14 protein-coding genes are annotated in these 18,544 nt (G+C 39.6%); 8 read left to right on the top strand and 6 right to left on the bottom strand.

Going from position 1 to position 18,544, the window contains the following annotated elements:
• Window positions 1–5: 5 nt before the first annotated feature.
• Window positions 6–929: a LysR family transcriptional regulator gene (locus H3299_RS10215; protein WP_182417563.1), complete on the bottom strand. Its 924-nt coding sequence runs from the start codon at window positions 927–929 to the stop codon at window positions 6–8.
• Between the two features lie 119 nt (window positions 930–1,048).
• Complete coding sequence (locus tag H3299_RS10210; protein WP_182417562.1) at window positions 1,049–1,294, bottom strand: hypothetical protein; 246 nt, start codon at window positions 1,292–1,294, stop codon at window positions 1,049–1,051.
• Between the two features lie 334 nt (window positions 1,295–1,628).
• On the opposite strand from H3299_RS10210, the gene grpE reads away from it, so the two are divergent.
• From grpE to H3299_RS10175, 7 genes are all read left to right on the top strand, one after another.
• On the top strand, window positions 1,629–2,285 hold the full coding sequence (gene grpE / locus H3299_RS10205) for a nucleotide exchange factor GrpE (protein ID WP_182417561.1): 657 nt from the start codon (window positions 1,629–1,631) through the stop codon (window positions 2,283–2,285).
• A 279-nt stretch (window positions 2,286–2,564) separates the two neighbouring features.
• Window positions 2,565–4,022, top strand: a complete 1,458-nt coding sequence (locus H3299_RS10200) for a DUF4139 domain-containing protein (protein WP_182417560.1) — start codon at window positions 2,565–2,567, stop codon at window positions 4,020–4,022.
• Between the two features lie 102 nt (window positions 4,023–4,124).
• The gene (locus H3299_RS10195; RefSeq protein ID WP_182417559.1) at window positions 4,125–5,579 is read left to right on the top strand and encodes a DUF4139 domain-containing protein; all 1,455 of its coding nucleotides are present in this window, start codon (window positions 4,125–4,127) and stop codon (window positions 5,577–5,579) included.
• A gap of 49 nt (window positions 5,580–5,628) precedes the next feature.
• On the top strand, window positions 5,629–7,086 hold the full coding sequence (locus H3299_RS10190; protein ID WP_182417558.1) for a DUF4139 domain-containing protein: 1,458 nt from the start codon (window positions 5,629–5,631) through the stop codon (window positions 7,084–7,086).
• Window positions 7,087–7,122: 36 nt separating this feature from the next.
• On the top strand, window positions 7,123–8,589 hold the full coding sequence (locus tag H3299_RS10185) for a DUF4139 domain-containing protein (RefSeq protein WP_182417557.1): 1,467 nt from the start codon (window positions 7,123–7,125) through the stop codon (window positions 8,587–8,589).
• A gap of 169 nt (window positions 8,590–8,758) precedes the next feature.
• Window positions 8,759–10,264: a DUF4139 domain-containing protein gene (locus H3299_RS10180; RefSeq protein WP_182417556.1), complete on the top strand. Its 1,506-nt coding sequence runs from the start codon at window positions 8,759–8,761 to the stop codon at window positions 10,262–10,264.
• A 66-nt stretch (window positions 10,265–10,330) separates the two neighbouring features.
• Window positions 10,331–11,758 carry a DUF4139 domain-containing protein gene (locus tag H3299_RS10175; protein ID WP_182417555.1) on the top strand — a complete coding sequence of 476 codons (1,428 nt, stop codon included), beginning with the start codon at window positions 10,331–10,333 and terminating at the stop codon, window positions 11,756–11,758.
• Window positions 11,759–11,842: 84 nt separating this feature from the next.
• On the opposite strand, the gene hydA is transcribed toward H3299_RS10175, so the two are convergent.
• From hydA to H3299_RS10155, 4 genes are all read right to left on the bottom strand, one after another.
• Window positions 11,843–13,300 (bottom strand): dihydropyrimidinase, encoded by a 1,458-nt coding sequence (hydA, locus tag H3299_RS10170; RefSeq protein ID WP_182417554.1) that lies wholly within the window; start codon window positions 13,298–13,300, stop codon window positions 11,843–11,845.
• 172 nt (window positions 13,301–13,472) lie between these two features.
• Entirely contained in the window at window positions 13,473–14,720 is a 1,248-nt protein-coding gene (locus H3299_RS10165; protein ID WP_182417553.1) for a Zn-dependent hydrolase, read from the bottom strand.
• 200 nt (window positions 14,721–14,920) lie between these two features.
• Window positions 14,921–17,215, bottom strand: coding sequence for an NADP-dependent malic enzyme (locus H3299_RS10160; RefSeq protein ID WP_182419736.1), 2,295 nt, complete (start codon window positions 17,213–17,215; stop codon window positions 14,921–14,923).
• A gap of 234 nt (window positions 17,216–17,449) precedes the next feature.
• Entirely contained in the window at window positions 17,450–17,686 is a 237-nt protein-coding gene (locus H3299_RS10155) for an Lrp/AsnC ligand binding domain-containing protein (protein WP_182417552.1), read from the bottom strand.
• A gap of 433 nt (window positions 17,687–18,119) precedes the next feature.
• On the opposite strand from H3299_RS10155, the gene H3299_RS10150 reads away from it, so the two are divergent.
• Window positions 18,120–18,476 carry a DUF930 domain-containing protein gene (locus tag H3299_RS10150; RefSeq protein ID WP_246708062.1) on the top strand — a complete coding sequence of 119 codons (357 nt, stop codon included), beginning with the start codon at window positions 18,120–18,122 and terminating at the stop codon, window positions 18,474–18,476.
• The last annotated feature ends 68 nt before the right edge of the window (window positions 18,477–18,544 follow it).

Here is an 18,544-nt window from a genome sequence, read left to right as displayed (position 1 = left end):
CTTATCTAGCTGTCTATAATTTCGACATCCTTAGCGTTTTTATAATCGCGAAACCATTTTGCCATAAAATCCAAAAACAATCGAACGCGGGTGGGTAAATAACGCCTATCGGGATAAACGACATAAATGCCGATACCGCCCAAACGATAATCAGCAAGCACCTCTTGCAAATTACCACGCTTAATCTCTTCCTCGGCAACAAAATCTGGCATGCGAGCAAGACCAAGTCCAGTAACCGCTGCTGTTCGGGTTAAAAAGGGGCTATTAACTTCTATTGGCCCATGAATGGGGATTGAATATTCATGGCCATTAAGGTCGGTAAAGAACCAATTGTTAAATCCACGATTATTTCTATCAACAAGACAGGGCAAATTGGTGAGCTCTTCTGGCGTTTCTGGTATGCCATGACGTTCTAGTAAGGCAGGTGAAGCACATACAATCGACGAAACATCCATTAATTTACGCGCAACTAACGAGGAATCATCAAGACGTGTGATGCGGATGGCAACATCAAAACCTTCATCAATCAAATCAATGAAACGATCTTCAACGTGAATATCAAGATTTATTTTAGGATTTGCTTCGCAAAAATCAATTAATGATCGCCCTATCGGTGATGCGGCAAAAGGATGTGGCGCCGATAATTTTATCTTACCTTGGACGATTGCCGTGGCCTCCGCAACGCTATTGCCAAGATCTTCAATCTCGCGGACAATATCATGGGCGCGAAGGTAATATAATTGTCCAGCTTCGGTTAAGGATAATTGCCTTGTGGTACGGTTAAGCAATAAAACGCCAAGCATATCTTCAAGCTCGCGTACTTGTTTTGACAATAACGCCTTGGAGCGACCGCTTTTGCGTCCTGCGGCTGAAAACCCTTCAGCTTCAACAACGGCAATGAAAGAACGCATTCTGGTCAATAGGCCCATAGGTTTTCCTTTTAGGCAATTTGCGCAAGGCATCATGCACTTGCATCACTCATAAATATTTAATAAAGCGCATAAGAAATTTTATAATAAAATTTGTTTTAATGTCTTTGCTTTATTTTCTAAGGTTCTAAACTTAGATCAATAATTGTTTTGTCTTTGCCTTCAATCACAGTAAGCTTTGTTTTATAATCTTGTTGGTTTTTTGCAGCTTCTATTAAAGCTGAAATATCCAATCCTTTTTCTTGCATACCTTCGATACCACTAGAGGGCAAAATTTTGCTTAACAAATTAACAAAAAACAAAGGTATTGTGTAATTTTCCTTTTCAATGCCGTCAACTGTCTTAACAATACGGATTTTTTTCATATCTAACCTATAATTAATTTCGCTATATATTAGGCATTGTTTTTGGCTTAAATATAGCGGATTTTTTATTAAAATTTTGTTAGGGTTATATCGTGGATTAACGTCTAATATATGCGTGATAGATTTTAATTGGTCAAAATAATATGGTAATATGGATAAGCTTTTTAGCCAAGAGGTGCAATATTTTTCATAAAAAAACGTTATTATCACCAAATTTATAGGATTTTCTGTAAAATTTGTTATAACGGCATATAATTTATAGTTTTGCCCTTGATTTTCGCGCTATAAAAATCGATATCGAGGGTAAGAGAAATTTGTAAACAATGGAATTGACATGTCTGACGAAAAATACGTTGACGAGAACATTGAAAACGCTCGTGATTTAAGAAATCCAAAGGATCGCGATGAGCTTAGGCAAGCTGCCGATGACTTTTTAAAGACACGCAAGGCTGAAGAACGCATGGAAATTGAAGATGAAGAAGGTGTTATCACTGCACGCAATATTGATTTGCTGCAAGATGAGAACGCATCTTTAAAAGACCAATTATTGCGTGTTGCTGCTGAAATGGAAAATTTGCGCCGCCGCACTGCGCGCGATGTAAATGATGCAAAAACCTATGCGGTTGCAAATTTTGCACGTGACATGCTTGCCGTGTCCGATAATCTTGGTCGTGCATTAACTGCGATTCCAGCTGATGCCCGCGAAGGCGATGCTAATTTGAGCAATCTTGCAGAAGGCGTTGAAATGACGGAACGCTTGATGCAGACCACTATGGAGCGTTATGGTATTACCAAAGCTGGTGAAATTGGTGATCGATTTGATCCAAACTTCCATCAAGCAATGTTTGAAGTGCCAGATCCATCACAGCCAGCAAATACCATTGCTCAAATCATTCAAGATGGTTATGTGATTGGTGAACGTGTATTGCGCCCGGCATTAGTTGGCGTAACAACCGGTGGGCCGAAAGATGTGCCAGTCAGTGAAAAATAGCCACTGATAAATAGGCAATGAAAAATAGTTAGTGATAAATTACTATTTTATTAAGGTGAGATGGCAAAATGTTATCTCACCTTTTATTTTAGAAGACTATGTCAGATATTGAAGTATTCTGCACATATCAGCTAATTTTTAAGAAAATATGGCAAAAAAATCTATTGAATTATTAAAAATAATTTATTTTTGCTGCAAAAATGCAGAAAAAAAGTCTTATTCATTCCCTTTAATGACAAAAATCAAACATTGATATTTTTGTTTTATTAAGGAGACTTCATGAAAAAGGCTAATATGCTACTTGCAAGCTGTGCAACTTTGCTCATTGCAGGCATTGCCCAATCTTCGGCTCAAACAAGCGCTGAAAAAGTAAGTTCGGGCGATGCGCGTAAAGAAGTTGCAGTTACCATTTATAATGAAAATTTGGCATTGGTGCGTGAAGTGCGCGACCTTGATTTACAAAAAGGCGTTAATCATTTTGCGTTGCGTGATGTTTCTGGCATGATTAAGCCAGAAACTGCCATTATGACCACCAAGGATAATGCTAAGCTTTATGTGATTGAGCAAAATTTCAATTTTGACCTTTTAACACCAGAAGCTTTGACTGAAAAATATGTCGGTAAGGAAGTTACCATTGTTAGTCGCAACCAAGATGGTAGCGAAAATTCAGAAAAAGCCACCATTCTTTCCAATAATTCTGGCCTTGTTTTAAAATATAGTGACCGTATTGAAATTGGTTTGCCAAAGGATGCGCGAATAAAATTTGATGCCTTGCCGCAAAATCTTCGCGATCGTCCAACACTGGTCACTGATATTATGAGTGATGAGGAAGGAGCTAAGGAAGTTAATATCGCCTATCTTTCAGGTGGCTTTAGCTGGAAAGCCGACTATGTTGCTGAACTTAACAAAGATGAAAATAGAATTTCGTTAAAAGGTTGGGTTACCTTACAAAATAATAGTGGCACATCTTTTAAGGATGCCAAATTACAACTGGTTGCAGGTGAAATTAATAGAGCACGTGGCTATGTACGTGCGGAAATTCGTGGGGGAGATGACGTTCAAGCCCGTAGCTCTCCATTTAAGGAGGAAATGGCTGAAGAATCTTTCCTTGATTATCATCTTTATAGTTTACCGCAACCAACTACGCTCAATAATAATCAAATCAAACAAGTGGCCTTGATGGGCGCAGACAATGTGCCGGTCGAAAAGCGCTATATTGCTGCGGCTACAAGCAGTTCCTTTTCTACCTATAACAGCGATGAAGAAGGGCAAGCACTTACCGTTGGTGTCTATTTTAATTTTGTAAATGATAAGGAATCCAATTTAGGCGTGCCTTTACCCGAAGGCGTATTGCGTGCCTATAAGCCTGATAGTAAGGGCAATGTGCTTTTTATCGGTGAAGATAGCATTGCTCACACTGCTGATAAAGAAACCGTGCGGGTGAAATTTGGCAATGCCTTCGATGTTAAGGTTTACGGCAAAACCTTGGAGCATAAAAAGGTTGGCTTGAGTTTAAATTCAAACCCAATTTATGAAATTACAAATGAACTCACGGTTAAAAATGCTAAGGATGAGCCGGTTGTGGTTGAAATTCCAGCAAATTTTTATAGTAATTGGGAAGTGCTGCAAGAGAATATTCCGCATGAAAAGCGCAGTGCCTATTCTGCCGTATGGAGAGTAAAGGTTGACCCTAAGAGCTCGAGTGTACTTACCTATAAGGTACGCACCAGCAATTAGCTTTTCGTTGCCCCGCTAATTGCGGGGCAACAAAACGAAATAGCAACTCACAGTTATAAAACCGTTTGAAACCTGCGATAAAGACATTTTAAAGGGGGGCTTATGAAAAAAGCAGCTTGGCTGTTTTTGAACAGTTTAATCTTTTGCTTTACCTCAATTACTCAATCTTTTGCGCAAGACCAAAACGCGCAAGTAAGTACCAGTGATGCTGGCAAAGATATTGCCATTACTATTTACAATGAAGATTTGGCACTGGTGCGTGAGGTTCGCGATCTTGATTTGCAAAAGGGCGTTAATCATTTTGCATTGCGTGATGTCTCCGGCATGATTAAGCCTGAAACGGCGATTATGACCACTAAGGACAATGCTAAGCTTTATGTAATTGAACAAAATTTTAATTTTGACCTTTTAACGCCAGACGCTTTAACTGCAAAATATGTAGGTAAGGAAGTTACCATTGTTAGGCTCAACCAAGACGGCAGTGAAAATTCAGAAAAAGCAGTCCTTCTTTCCAATAATTCCGGCCTTGTTTTAAAATATAATGACCGAATTGAAATTGGTTTGTCAAAAGATGCACGAATAAAATTTGATGCTTTGCCGCAAAATCTTCGCGACCGCCCAACACTGGTCACTGATATTATGAGTGAAGAAACAGGCAATAAAGAAGTTAACATTGCCTATCTTTCAGGTGGCTTTAGCTGGAAAGCCGACTATGTTGCTGAACTTAACAAAGATGAAAATAGAATTTCCTTAAAAGGTTGGGTAACACTCCAAAATAATAGTGGCACATCTTATAAGGACGCGAAATTACAGCTGGTTGCAGGTGATGTTAATAAAGTTGTACCTTTAAACCAAAGCGTTGATGGACAAATGGAGGTTCTGATGACGATAGCCGGTCCATCAAAAATTGAAGAGGAGTCACTGCTGGATTACCATCTTTATATTTTGCCTCATGCCACGACATTAAATAATAACCAAATCAAACAAGTAGCCTTGATGAGCGCTGATGAAGTGCCAGTTAAAAAACGCTACATTTCTGATATTCTCAAGGTTTTTGATGATAGAAAGCAAAACTTTATTAATGGTGACGGAAAACCATATGAAGTTGGTGTTTATTTCAATTTAATTAATAACAAAGAGTCAAATTTAGGCATACCTATACCTAAAGGTAATGTACGTGCCTTTAAGGCCGATAGTCAAGGAAATGCGTTATTCATCGGTGAGGATAGCATCAAACATACCGCAAATAATGAAAAAATATCTATGAAATTTGGTAATGCATTCGATGTTAATCTTTATGCTAAATCACTGGAGGTTAAAAAAATAGGTACGAACTCAAATGATGATTCAATTTATGAATATACCAATCAAGTTATTATAAAGAATGCAAAAAGAGAAGCTGTAGAGGTTGAAATACCAGTCTTTTTCTATGGTAAGTGGAAGATATTAGAAGAAAATTTTTCTCATGAAAAGCAGAATTCAGAAATTGGCTTATGGAAAATAAAGGTTCAGCCAGAAAGCAACGAAAAACTTATTTATAAAGTCCGTATTCGCTAATGAAGTGTAATTTAGCACTGGTGCGAACTTTAACTGCAAGGATTATAATATGAAAATTTTTACGACATGTCTTGCAAGCTGTGCAACCTTATTTATTGCAAGTATTGCTCAATCTTCAGCTCAAACCAGCGCTGAAAAGGTTAGCTCGGGCGATGCGCGAAAAGAAGTTGCCGTAACCATTTATAATGAAAATTTGGCATTGGTGCGTGAAGTTCGAGATCTTGATTTGCAAAAGGGCGTTAATCATTTTGCTTTGCGTGATGTCTCCGGCAAGATTAAGCCTGAAACGGCGATTATGACCACTAAGGACAATGCCAAACTTTATGTGATTGAGCAAAATTTCAATTTTGATCTTTTAACGCCAGACGCTTTAACTGCAAAATATGTAGGTAAGGAAGTTACCATTGTTAGGCTCAACCAAGACGGCAGTGAAAATTCAGAAAAAGCGGTCCTTCTTTCCAATAATTCCGGCCTTGTTTTAAAATATAATGACCGAATTGAAATTGGTTTACCAAAAGATGCGCGGATAAAATTTGATACCTTGCCGCACAATCTTCGCGATCGCCCAACACTCATCACCGATATTATGAGTGAAGAAACAGGCAATAAAGAAGTTAAGATTGCCTATCTTTCAGGTGGCTTTAACTGGAAAGCCGACTATGTTGCTGAGCTTAACAATGACGAAAATAGAATTTCCCTAAAAGGTTGGGTAACACTCCAAAATAATAGTGGCACATCTTATAAGGACGCGAAATTACAGTTGGTGGCTGGTGATATTAATCAAGTTGATCTTAACGCTCACAAAGATAAGTGGGCTGGAGGAAGCAGTCAGGATAAGGTAATGGTAATGTTCACACCTATGCAGCAGGAAGCGCTGCTTGACTATCATCTTTATACCTTGCCACATCCAACCACATTAAATAATAATCAAATTAAACAAGTGGCTTTAATGAGCGCAGATAATGTGCCAGTCGAAAAACATTATAGCCTTGAGGAGACTAGGCGCATATATTCTCACTATAATATGGATGAAGAAGGAGTGCCACTTAAAGTTGGGGTCTATTTTAACTTTGTAAATGATAAGGAATCCAATTTGGGTTTGCCTTTACCCAAAGGCGTATTGAGAGCCTATAAGCCTGATAGCAAAGGCAATGTACTTTTTATCGGCGAAGATAGCATTGATCACACTGCTGACAAAGAAAATGTGCGGGTGAAATTTGGCGATGCATTTGATGTTAAAGTCTATGCAAAAACCTTAGAGCACGAAAAGGTTAGCTTGAGTTTAGATTCAAGAAAAGGTTATGAAACAACAAATCAACTTACGGTTAAAAACGTTAAGGATGAGCCCGTTGTAGTTGAAATTCCAACTAATTTTTATAAAAACTGGGAAATATTAAATGAAAATATTCCTCATCAAAAACGCAGCGCCAATACTGTTATATGGCGCGTAAAAGTAGATCCCAAAAGTGAAGCTGTACTCACCTATAAGGTACGCACGAGTAATTAATCATAATTTAAGCATTTTTACGTTGAGGATTATTTCATGAAACAGTCAAAAATACTTCTTGCCAGTTGTGCATCATTATTGGTGGCATCAATCACCCAATCATCAGCACAAACGGTGGATCAACAAATAATTTCTGCTCAGTCAAGTAAAGAGATAGCAATTACCCTTTATAAAGATAGTCTCGCATTAGTGCATGAGCAGCGCGATGTTAACCTTAGCGAAGGTATCAACAGCATTGCTTTTCGTAATGTTTCGCGCATGATACGACCGGAAACAGCCTTTTTGAGTTCTGCGCAAACACAACTCCAGATGTTGCAACAAAGCTTTCATTTTGATCAGTTAACTCCAGCCAATTTAACGGCAAAATATGTTGGCCAACAAGTCACCATTGTTAGCCGCGACAAAAATGGCGAAGAACGCTCTGAAAAGGCAACCATTCTATCAAATGATTCAGGCCTTATTTTGCAATATGCCGATAGAATTACTGCCGGTCTTCCTGCCGATGTGCGCGTTGATTTTGGCAGCTTACCGCAAAACCTATATGACCAGCCAACTTTGCTAGCCAAGGTGATGAGCAGTGAAGAGGGCAAAAAGACCGTTGACCTTTCCTATCTTTCTAAAGGATTTGATTGGGGTGCAGAATATGCGGTAAAGCTTAATGCTAGCGAAGACAAAATGCTTTTTACGGGTTGGGTAACAATTAAAAATAATACGGATATCAGTTATCAAAATGCAAAATTAACCATAATTGCGGGCAAAGCTGATGTTTTTGGTTCTTATGAAAAAAAGGGTAAAACAAGGATAGATATTGAAGAGCCCGGCATTACGCTAGCCGACCAATCTTTTGAAGATCGCGCTGCCTTCAATTACAATTCCTATACCATATCGCAGCCGGTCACCCTTAATCATGAAGTTGACACGCAAGCAGCTTTGGTAAATGGCGTGGAAGTACCGGTCGTCAAGCATTATATTCTTGACGGCGAAGGCAGCAATTCTAATGATTATAGCTATAGCAAGTCGAGCTCTTTTGGCGAGCAAAAAGCCACTATTGGCGTTTATTTTGATTTTGCCAATGATAAACAATCCAATCTTGGTATGCCTTTGCCAAGTGGCAATATTAGAAGCTTTGCTTTGGATAAAAATGGCAGTCCAGTATTTTTAAGTCAAAATATTATTGACCATGTTGATCCCAATGCCAAGGTGCGATTAAAGTTTGGCAATGCACTTGATATTTCTGCACAAATGAAAAGTACAGAAAGCAAAAAATTTGGCTTAAGCATAAAATCTGGCTCTACTTCTGAAACCACCAATGAAATTACCTTTAAAAATACCAAAGATGAGGCGGTTATTGTCGAAGTACCGAGGCGTTTTTATGGCGAATGGGAAGTTTTGGAAGAAAACATTGCCCATGAAAAGCGCGATGATAAACATGTTGTTTGGAAGGTTAAAGTTGATCCAAAAAGCGAAGCCACGCTCACCTATACAGTTCGTGTAAGCGAATAAAATAGCGTTTAACCAAAAAGCATGTCCGCTTTATTGGGAAGCTAATACATGCTTTAAGTTGCTAATTGCATTGCGTTTTTTAAAAGAAAAATTATTTTTGGATTTTCGCATCAAGCGCTTTAAGCCCATAAAAACATTGAATAGGCCAATTTTTCCATAAGGGGTAATAATGAAAAAGACCACTCAATTAGTTGCGTGCTGCGCAAGTCTTTTACTTGGCAGTACACTACAGGTCTTAGCAGAAGACGTGATGGAAGTAACAAGTTTTGGCGATGCCCGCAAAGAAATTGCGCTGACAATCTATAATGATGATCTGGCCTTGGTGCGTGAGGTACGCGAACTTGATTTTAAAAAGGGGTTAAATCACATAGCACTGCGTGATGTTTCAGGCAAAATCAGACCAGAAACAGCAATTATGAAGTTTAAAGACAATGCAATAATTCATGTTCTTGAACAAAATTTTAATTTTGATCTTTTAACCCCTAATTCTTTGAATGAAAAAAATGTTGGCAAGGAATTAACTATTATTCGCCGTAACCAAGATGGCAGCATTACTGAAGAAAAGGCATTTCTTCTTTCAGCCAATAATGGTCTTATTTTCAAATATGCTGACCGCATTGAAATAGGTTTGCCAAAAGATGCACGGATTAAATTTGATAGCCTGCCGCAAAATTTACGTGATCGGCCAACGCTCGTGACCGACATAATAAGCGATACTGCGGGCACACGCCACGTCGATATAGCCTATCTTTCCAGTGGTTTACATTGGAAGGCAGATTATGTTGCACAATTAAACAAAGACAATAACAAAATGTCTTTAAAGGGCTGGGTAACATTAAAAAATAATAGTGGTACGAGTTTTGAAAACGCCAAAATTCAGCTTGTCGCAGGTGAGCTTAACTTGGTTCCTGAAGAACGAAAAAACTTAGCAGAAAAGGAAGATCGGGTACAAAATTTTAATTTTGGTGTTTCTGTAAAATTAGAAGCCCCCATACTTGATTATCATCTTTATACGCTACCACAACCAACGGCCCTTAAGGATAAACAGGTAAAGCAAGTCGCGTTGATGAACATTGAGAACATACCAGTTTATAAATATTATGAGCTGTCGTACTCAGACTTAACCCAACGGCGATATGATACGCAATCTAAAGATTGGGATCGTCGTGAAAAACTTAGTGCTAGCGCCAATTATTATTTTTTAAATGATAAGCACTCCAATTTGGGAATACCAATGCCAAAGGGAACTTTGCGTAGCTATAAAGCAGATAATAAAGGTGACATGCTGCTTTTAAATGAAAAATTTATAAATCACACGATGGAGGGCGAACGCGTAGCTTTAAAATCGGTTACTACCGATGATATAAAGGCTTATGACGATATAACAGGGTTATCTAAAACCGAAATTGAAAATGGCACCATTTCGGAAGCAAATCATAAAATTACAATAGAAAATACAAAAAATCAGGCTGTCGAAGTTTGGGTACGGTTTCATTTTGAAGATGAGTGGGTGATTTTGGATGAAGATTTGTCCCACATCAATGTTGACGCAAATAACGTGCTTTGGAAAGTAAAGCTAGAACCAAACGAGCAAAAAGTTTTCAATTATAAGCTACGATTACATATCAAAAAGAGGGTGCAAAATTTTGTTTTTGGAGTAAGCACCAAATTTTAGTTGCACATAACCATGGTGAGGTATTTTGATACGGTTGGTATAAGGTTTTTAGCGTGAGGGTAATTTATGGAAAGAGATGAAAATAAAAACGTAAACCACCAAATAGAAATGCGCCCTATTGATGAACAGGTGAGTTTTAGCAATGCGCGTAAAGAAATTGCGGTTACAATTTATAATGAACATTTAGCTCTTGTGCGTGAAGTGCGCGACCTAAATTTGAATAGTGGTATGAACCGCATTGCCTTGCGTGATGTTTCTGGAAAAATACGACCAGAAACCGCAATTATGACTGCTACAGACGGTACTGAGTTGAACGTGATTGAGCAAAATTTTAATTTTGATCTCTTAACACCGGATGCCCTAACCGAAAAATATGTTGGCAAAGAAGTGACAATCGTCATGCGCAATAGTGCTGGCGATGAGTATGAAGAAAAGGCAACTATTCTTTCCAATAATTCTGGTCTTGTTTTACAATATTGTGACCGTATTGAAATTGGTTTACCCAAATATGCGCGAATAAAATTTGACGCATTGCCACAAAATTTACGCGATCGCCCAACCTTAGCAACCGATATTATGTGTAGCAAAGCTGGTACGCGGCAAGTGGAAATTTCTTATCTTTCAAGCGGCTTTAGTTGGATTGCCGATTATGTTGCTGAGCTTAATCAACAAGAAAATTGCATTTCCCTTAAAGGTTGGGTTACGCTTACCAATAATAGCGGCACAGATTATCATGACGCGACGGTTAAACTTGTTGCCGGGAAAATCAATATTGTAAAATTAGACTGGATGGTAACACAATCTGGTGTACTTCACGACGGCGCGGGAACGGGTAAGGCATTCTCCGGACACGAAAATTTATTTGACTATCATCTTTACACGTTACCTTATTCAACGACACTTAAAAATAAACAGGTAAAGCAGATTGCCTTAATGGCCGCTTATGATATTCCAGTTCAAAAATTCTATATAGCCGAGCCACACCTATTTGGCTCGTATTTAACGAGTAAGACGAATTCCAATAATGAAGGTGAGCCTTTTAATGTTAATGTCTATTTTTCATTTTTCAATGATAAGCAGTCTAATTTAGGTGTGCCTTTGCCTAAAGGTATTTTACGCGCTTATAAGCCGGACAAGCAGGGAGATCCACAGCTTATTGGCGAAGATTCTATTAAGCATACAGCAGAAAATGAGTGGGTATCCTTTACACCAGGTAACCCTTTTGACGTTAATGTATATGGTAAGGTCACAGATGCCAAAAAGGTAGGTTTGGGTGATAACCCATCCTATGAAAAGACTAGCTTAATAACAGTTAAAAATGCCAAGGATGAAGCCATAGTAGTGGATGTTCGTATTTTCTTTCCAAAAGAGTGGCAAATTTTGGAAGAAGATATTGTCCATGAAAAACTAAATGCAAATTATGCACGTTGGAAAGTCAATGTAGAGGCTAAAGGACAAACTTTATTTACCTATAAGGTGCGCACTAAAGATTAATGATTTTCTCCAATCTACAATGCAGGAGTATTTATTGGTTTTATTTGAACAAAATACTCTTGCATCCTGCAGTTAAGGCTGTATTTATATCCCAGTCGTTATTGGTAGCGCGTTGCGTTTTATGGGCTGAGGCGTTGCCAATTCTTTCCACTTGGAAAGTGCTTTATTCGCCACATTCCATGGTTGGCGTTCAATAAACTTGCCATCCCCAGCTTGCGCTATAACTTCGCCTTTGTCATAAGCAATTTTGCCGCGCGTTAGCACAGTTTTTGGCAAACCTACAACTTCCATTCCTTCAAATACGCTATAATCAATGGCTGAGTTTTGTTGCTTAGCTGAATAGGTCTTTTTGGCTTCTGGGTCCCATATGACAAGATCAGCATCAGCACCTTCGATAATTGCACCCTTTTGCGGATAAATATTTAAAATTTTTGCAATATTGGTAGAGGTAACTGCAACAAATTCATTCATCGTTAAGCGCCCAGTGCGCACCCCATGGGTCCAAAGCAAGGCAAGCCGCTCCTCCAATCCGCCAGTACCATTGGGAATGGCAGTAAAGTCATTTAACCCACGGCGTTTTTGCGCCGTTGTAAATGCGCAATGATCTGTTGCAACCACTTGTAGCGAACCTGCAGTTAAACCCGCCCAAAGACTGTTTTGATGTTCCTTGTTGCGAAAGGGTGGAGACATCACGCGCCTTGCTGCATGATCCCAGTCCTTATCCATATATTCACTTTCATCTAAGGTAAGGTGTTGGATTAACGGTTCGCCGTAAACTCGCATGCCCTTTTGCCTTGCCCGCCGGATTGCTTCATGACTTTCTTCGCATGATACATGTACCACGTAAAGTGGAACGCCAACTTGGTCAGCTATCATAATCGCCCGATTAGTTGCTTCTCCCTCAACTTCAGGGGGTCTTGACCATGCATGGGCTTCAGGGCCAACTTTACCTTCTTTGGTCAACTTTTGTTGTAGTTGCGCTATGATGTCGCCATTTTCAGCATGAACTAAGGTCAAGGCTCCCAATTCTGCGCAGCGTGAAAATGAAGCAAACATCTCATCATCATTGACCATGATTGAGCCCTTATAGGCCATGAAATGCTTGAATGTGTTAACGCCGCGCTTAACCACTTCATGCATTTCATTAAATATTTGCTCATTCCAACCGGTAATTGCCATATGAAATGAATAATCACAACGTGCTTTGCCCGCCTTTTGAAACCAAGATTGTAAGCCGCCAAGTAGACTACCATTTTCATCGGGTAGGGCAAAGTCAACCACCATAGTGGTGCCACCTGCTATTGCCGCCTTAGTACCAGTGTCAAAGTCATCGGCAGAATGAGTTCCCATGAAGGGAAATTCTAAATGTGTATGGGGATCAATGCCGCCGGGAATGATATAACAACCTTTGGCATCTATAATACGATCGCCTTGTAAATTATCACCGATTGCCGCGATTTTTTGGTCTTTGATTAAAATATCAGCCTTATAGCTACGATCTGCTGTAACGATAATACCGTTTTTTATAAGTTTTGTTGGCATATTCCCCTCCCATTTTGCAGGTTTTAAATCATTACCCAAAAGCCCTTAATTTTAAAATGGTTACGCTTTTGAGCACGTTTATTTATACTTAACGTGCTCAAAACCCTTTATACTATCGCATTTTCTCAATACAAAACTTGCAATAAATCTTGCTAGAAATGCTTTTTTTATATTAATCAATAATTTCTGCCGTTGCCAATACGGCGTTTAGCAATACATCGCTACCGGATTTTGCCCATTGCGGCGTAATCGTTTCATCTTCATTATGGCTTAATCCATCAACACAAGGACACATAATCATTGCGCTTGGAGCAACATGGCTAATCCAGCATGCATCATGGCCTGCGCCAGATACGATATCACAATAGGAATAGCCTAGTTGTTTTGCAGCGGAGCGCACTTTGTCAACGCAGGTTTTATCAAAGGTTACGGGGTCAAAACCGCCTACTTCTTGCCAACTAAACTCCAATCCCAAATCCGTGGCAATTTTTTTACCCTCAAGAATGAGAGCATCAACCATAGCTTGAATTATTGTTTTATCAGGATGGCGAAAATCTATGGTAAAAACGGCTTTACCAGGAATAATATTGCGTGAATTAGGATAGATATTGGCCATGCCCACTGCTCCCACTGCATGGGGAGGGTAGCGCCAAGCAATATCATTGACACGGTCTAAAATGCGCGCCATGCCAAGGCCTGCATCAATGCGCTTGACCATTGGTGTTGATCCTGTATGAGCTTCTTTGCCTAAAAGGGTAATTTCAATCCATTTTAAGCCTTGGCCGTGAGTAACAACGCCAATATCAATTGCTTCATCTTCTAAAATCGGACCTTGCTCGATGTGAAGTTCATAATAGGCTTTAATTGGATGTTTTCCGCAGGGCTCATCACCAACAAAACCAATGCGCTCTAACTCAAGGCCGAATTTTTTTCCTTCGCTATCGGTTTGTTGTTTTGCCCAACTTTCCTCAATTACACCGGCAAAAACACCTGAAGCAACCATAGCAGGTGCAAAACGTGCACCTTCCTCATTGGTCCAATTGGCAATTTCGATAGGGTGGCGCGTTTTTATACCAAGATCACGAATTGTACGGATAACTTCCAAACCTGCTAATACCCCTAAAACACCATCATATTTGCCGCCGGTTGGTTGTGTATCAAGATGGCTACCCATGACAACCGGTGGGAGATGATTTTCAGTGCCATCAAGGCGGGCAAACATATTGCCCATAGTATCAATTTTCATGGTAAGGCCAGCATCCTTACACCATTTGGTAAATAATAACCGCCCCGCGCGGTCTTCATCGGTAAGAGTTTGGCGATTATTACCGCCCTTTATACCGGGGCCAATTAAGGCCATTTCCATTAAACTGTCCCAAAGTCTTTCACCATTTACCCGATGATTATCGCCAACAAGCATTTTTTGCCCCTTAATTTATTGTTGTGTTGAAGATGATTGGGGCAATTATTGCTTGATAAAAAGCGTTGTGTCAAACATTGAATTGCAATCCACTATGGTGAAATATTTGGTCTTTGCGGCGCATAAAAAATGCCCCGTTTTTCAACGAGGCTTTTTTTATAGTTTTAATTTTGAGTGCTAATTTATCAGCATATCCATTTTTAACGAACTGCACCATAGGCTGCAAGTGCGGCCATATTTAAAATTTCGCTGTCTTTTGCACCTAAAGGCACAATTTGCACTGATTTTTCAAGACCTACTAGAATAGGGCCAATAATGGTGGCTCCTCCTAATTCTTGCAGCATTTTGCTAGCAATTGATGCCGAGTGATAGCCAGGCATAATAAGGACGTTAGCTGGTGCCTTAAAACCCATAAATGGATATTGTTCCATAAGCTTGGGATTTAATGCGACATCGGCACTCATCTCGCCATCAAATTCAAAGTCAACCTTGCGTTCTTTTAAAATCGCCACTGCTTCTTGAATGCGCTGGGCGCCTTCGCCTTTCATGTGACCAAAGGTTGAAAAAGCAAGGAATGCAACGCGTGGAGTATAGCCCATGCGGCTAGCCAAATGCGCTGACTGTTCTGCAATATCGGCAAGGGCGGTCGCGTCTGGATGTTCATGTACGGCTGTATCGCTAATAAATACGGTGCGACCACGGCAAAGCGCAATGGAAACGCCCATTAATCTTGCATTTTCTTTAACCGAAATAACCCGGCGCACATCAGAAAAAGCAGTTTCATAATTGCGGGTTACGCCAGTTACCATGGCATCGGCATCGCCCATGGCGACCATGGTTGCAGCAAAGAAATTACGGTCATTATTGATAAAGCGATGGCAATCGCGTCTTAACCAACCTTGACGCTGTAAACGCTGATAGATAAAATCGGCATAGTCGTCGCGTCGGGCATTAGATGATGCATTGGCAATGGTAACGCCTTCACGATCAAGATCAATACCAGCCTGCTTTGCTGTTTCATGAATTTTTTCTTCACGCCCAACCAATACTGCACTACCTAGCTTTTGATTAACGTAGGAAAGCGCCGCCCGCATGACTTGTTCTTCTTCACCCTCGGCAAAGACCATGCGCTGAGGTTCATTGCGCACACGCTTATAAATATCACCCATGGTGGATGCAATTGGATCACGGCGAGCTGCTAATTCATTTGCATAAGCGTCCAAATCTTCAATTGGTTTACGCGCAACGCCGCTTTCCATCGCCGCTTTTGCAACAGCCACAGGAATTGCGGCAAGAAGACGTGGATCAAAAGGCACAGGAATAATATAGTTGGGGCCAAAACGTGGACGATTGCCCTGATAGGCAGCGGCAACATCATCTGGCACTTCTTCACGAGCAAGATTTGCTAAAGCGTAAGCTGCTGCTTCTTTCATTTTATCGTTAATAGTTGACGCACGCACGTCAAGAGCACCACGGAACATATAAGGGAAACAAAGAACATTGTTAACCTGATTTGGATAGTCAGATCGACCCGTTGCAACAATAGCATCGGAGCGAATTGCCGCCACTTCTTCTGGAGTAATTTCTGGATCAGGATTGGCCATAGCAAAAATAATTGGATTGGCTGCCATTGATTTGACCATATCGGCAGTAAGGGCGCCCTTGGCGGAAACACCAAAGAACACATCGGCATCTTTTACCGCATCAGCAAGGCTACGAGCATCAGTTTTCACAGCATGAGCCGATTTCCACTGGTTCATATTTTCTTGGCGGCCCTCATAGACAACGCCTTTGGTATCACAAAGAGTAATGTTTTCAGAAGCAAAGCCAACAGCCTTAGCAAGTTCAATACAGGCAATGCCAGCAGAACCGGCGCCATTACAAACAAGCTTGGTGGTTTTCATATCACGTTTGGTTAAATAAAGCGCGTTTATAAGACCGGCAACGGCAATAATCGCCGTGCCATGTTGGTCGTCATGAAAAACAGGAATGTCCATCATTTCACGCAAACGGCTTTCAATAATAAAGCAATCTGGCGCTTTAATATCTTCAAGATTAATGCCGCCAAAGCTTGGGCCCAAATAGCGTACAGAATTAATAAATGCCTCAATATCAGTTGTATCAACTTCCAAATCAATAGAGTCGACATCAGCAAAACGCTTAAATAATACCGCCTTACCTTCCATAACTGGCTTTGAAGCTAATGCACCAAGATTACCAAGCCCCAAAATAGCGGTACCATTAGAAATAACTGCAACAAGATTGCCCTTTGCCGTATAGTCATAGGCGGCAGCAGGATTTTTGGCAATAACCTCAACTGGAACCGCAACGCCTGGAGAATAGGCTAATGACAAATCACGTTGAGTTGCCATTGGCTTGGTTGGAATAATTTCTAACTTACCAGGGCGGCCTTCAAAGTGATAATTGAGGGCTTCTTGATCGCTTACGGCTTTTGATGATTTTTGTTCTTTGGTAAGGCCACTATTGGGTGCCATGGATATATCTTTCATTTAAAATTTCACACACAATTAGCATATTATCTGGCACAATGCCGTAATAGCTTTAATTTTTTTCAATCAGCCCTTTTAAAGCTTTTAGATAAAAAGACAAGAAATGTTTAAAACTGTTTGTGATGATGTGCAATAAACTTCGCACACTTTATGTTTGAAGCGATGCAAAGTCTCATATGCGATAATATTCATTGATTAACTTACCAATGAAAATGAATTTTAAAAAGCTGTAAAAGTCATGGTGGTCAATGAACGTACAATACCTGGGATATCTAAAACATTCTCACTAAGGAATTTACCAATATCCTTGTCTTCTGCTACATAAATTTTGAGAAGAAGATCAAATTCACCACTGGTAGAATAAAGTTCAGAAACAATTTCTCTTGTATAGAGCATATCGGCAACCTCGTAGGTTTTGCCAGGTACACATTGCAGTTGCATGAAAATCGGCTTCATAATTTATCCTCAACTATTGGGTTTATTCCCTATCTTATTAAAGTGGTATTAAGCTTTTGTTAACTCGTAATTGCGAAAATTTCTAAAATAATGAAATTGTCTTATGATTATGGTGATGGGCAACATGTTGTGATCTTATTTTAGGTTTTTAAGATATAAAGTTTCATCAAGAATTTCGTTAAGATTTGAAGGTTAAAAAGGATGCGGTGTTGAAATATGCATCGATTCATCGCCTTTGGTTTTCAAAGTCAAAAATTTAATAGGGTTTATAAGAATGCGAGCCAATAGGAAAAATGCTATCATAGAGGATAGTTTTCCAATAAATAAAAAATCAATAATGCAGCAAATATTTTCTGCATCTGGTTTGTCGGTACATTTTTTAAAATACTATTATTTTTATCGAAAAATAGCTCTATCATTAGTGGCTATAGTAATGCTTACTTTGATAAATAATGCTCATGCATTAACCGCTTCAGAGATAATGCAACTTAATAAACTTGACCCGCAAACACGTATTGAACAACGTTGCGATATCGAAGCTATGAGCCGCCTTGGTAAGGAAAAGCGTTGGCGACCTGACAAGGTTTTGGCTTATGCATTTTCAGATCCTGTTATGAGTGCACATACAGTGAAAGCTAAAGGTGCGGCCTTCAGATCAAACGGTAATTGGTATCGTTTATCTTATATTTGCAAGACCCAAGATGATTTTGTAACCATTAATACTTTTGAGTATAAGATAGGAGATCTTGTGCCGCGTAAGGATTGGGATAAGCATTATTTGGTTCCATAGCGCTTTATAAAATTAAAGTGCGGGTGTTCTTACCTGAAAAAATTTTAACATGATTTTTTATGCTTTAA

The organism is Bartonella sp. HY038, from assembly GCF_014117425.1.
Lineage (GTDB): Bacteria > Pseudomonadota > Alphaproteobacteria > Rhizobiales > Rhizobiaceae > HY038.
This window is presented reverse-complemented; position numbering and strand designations above follow the sequence as displayed.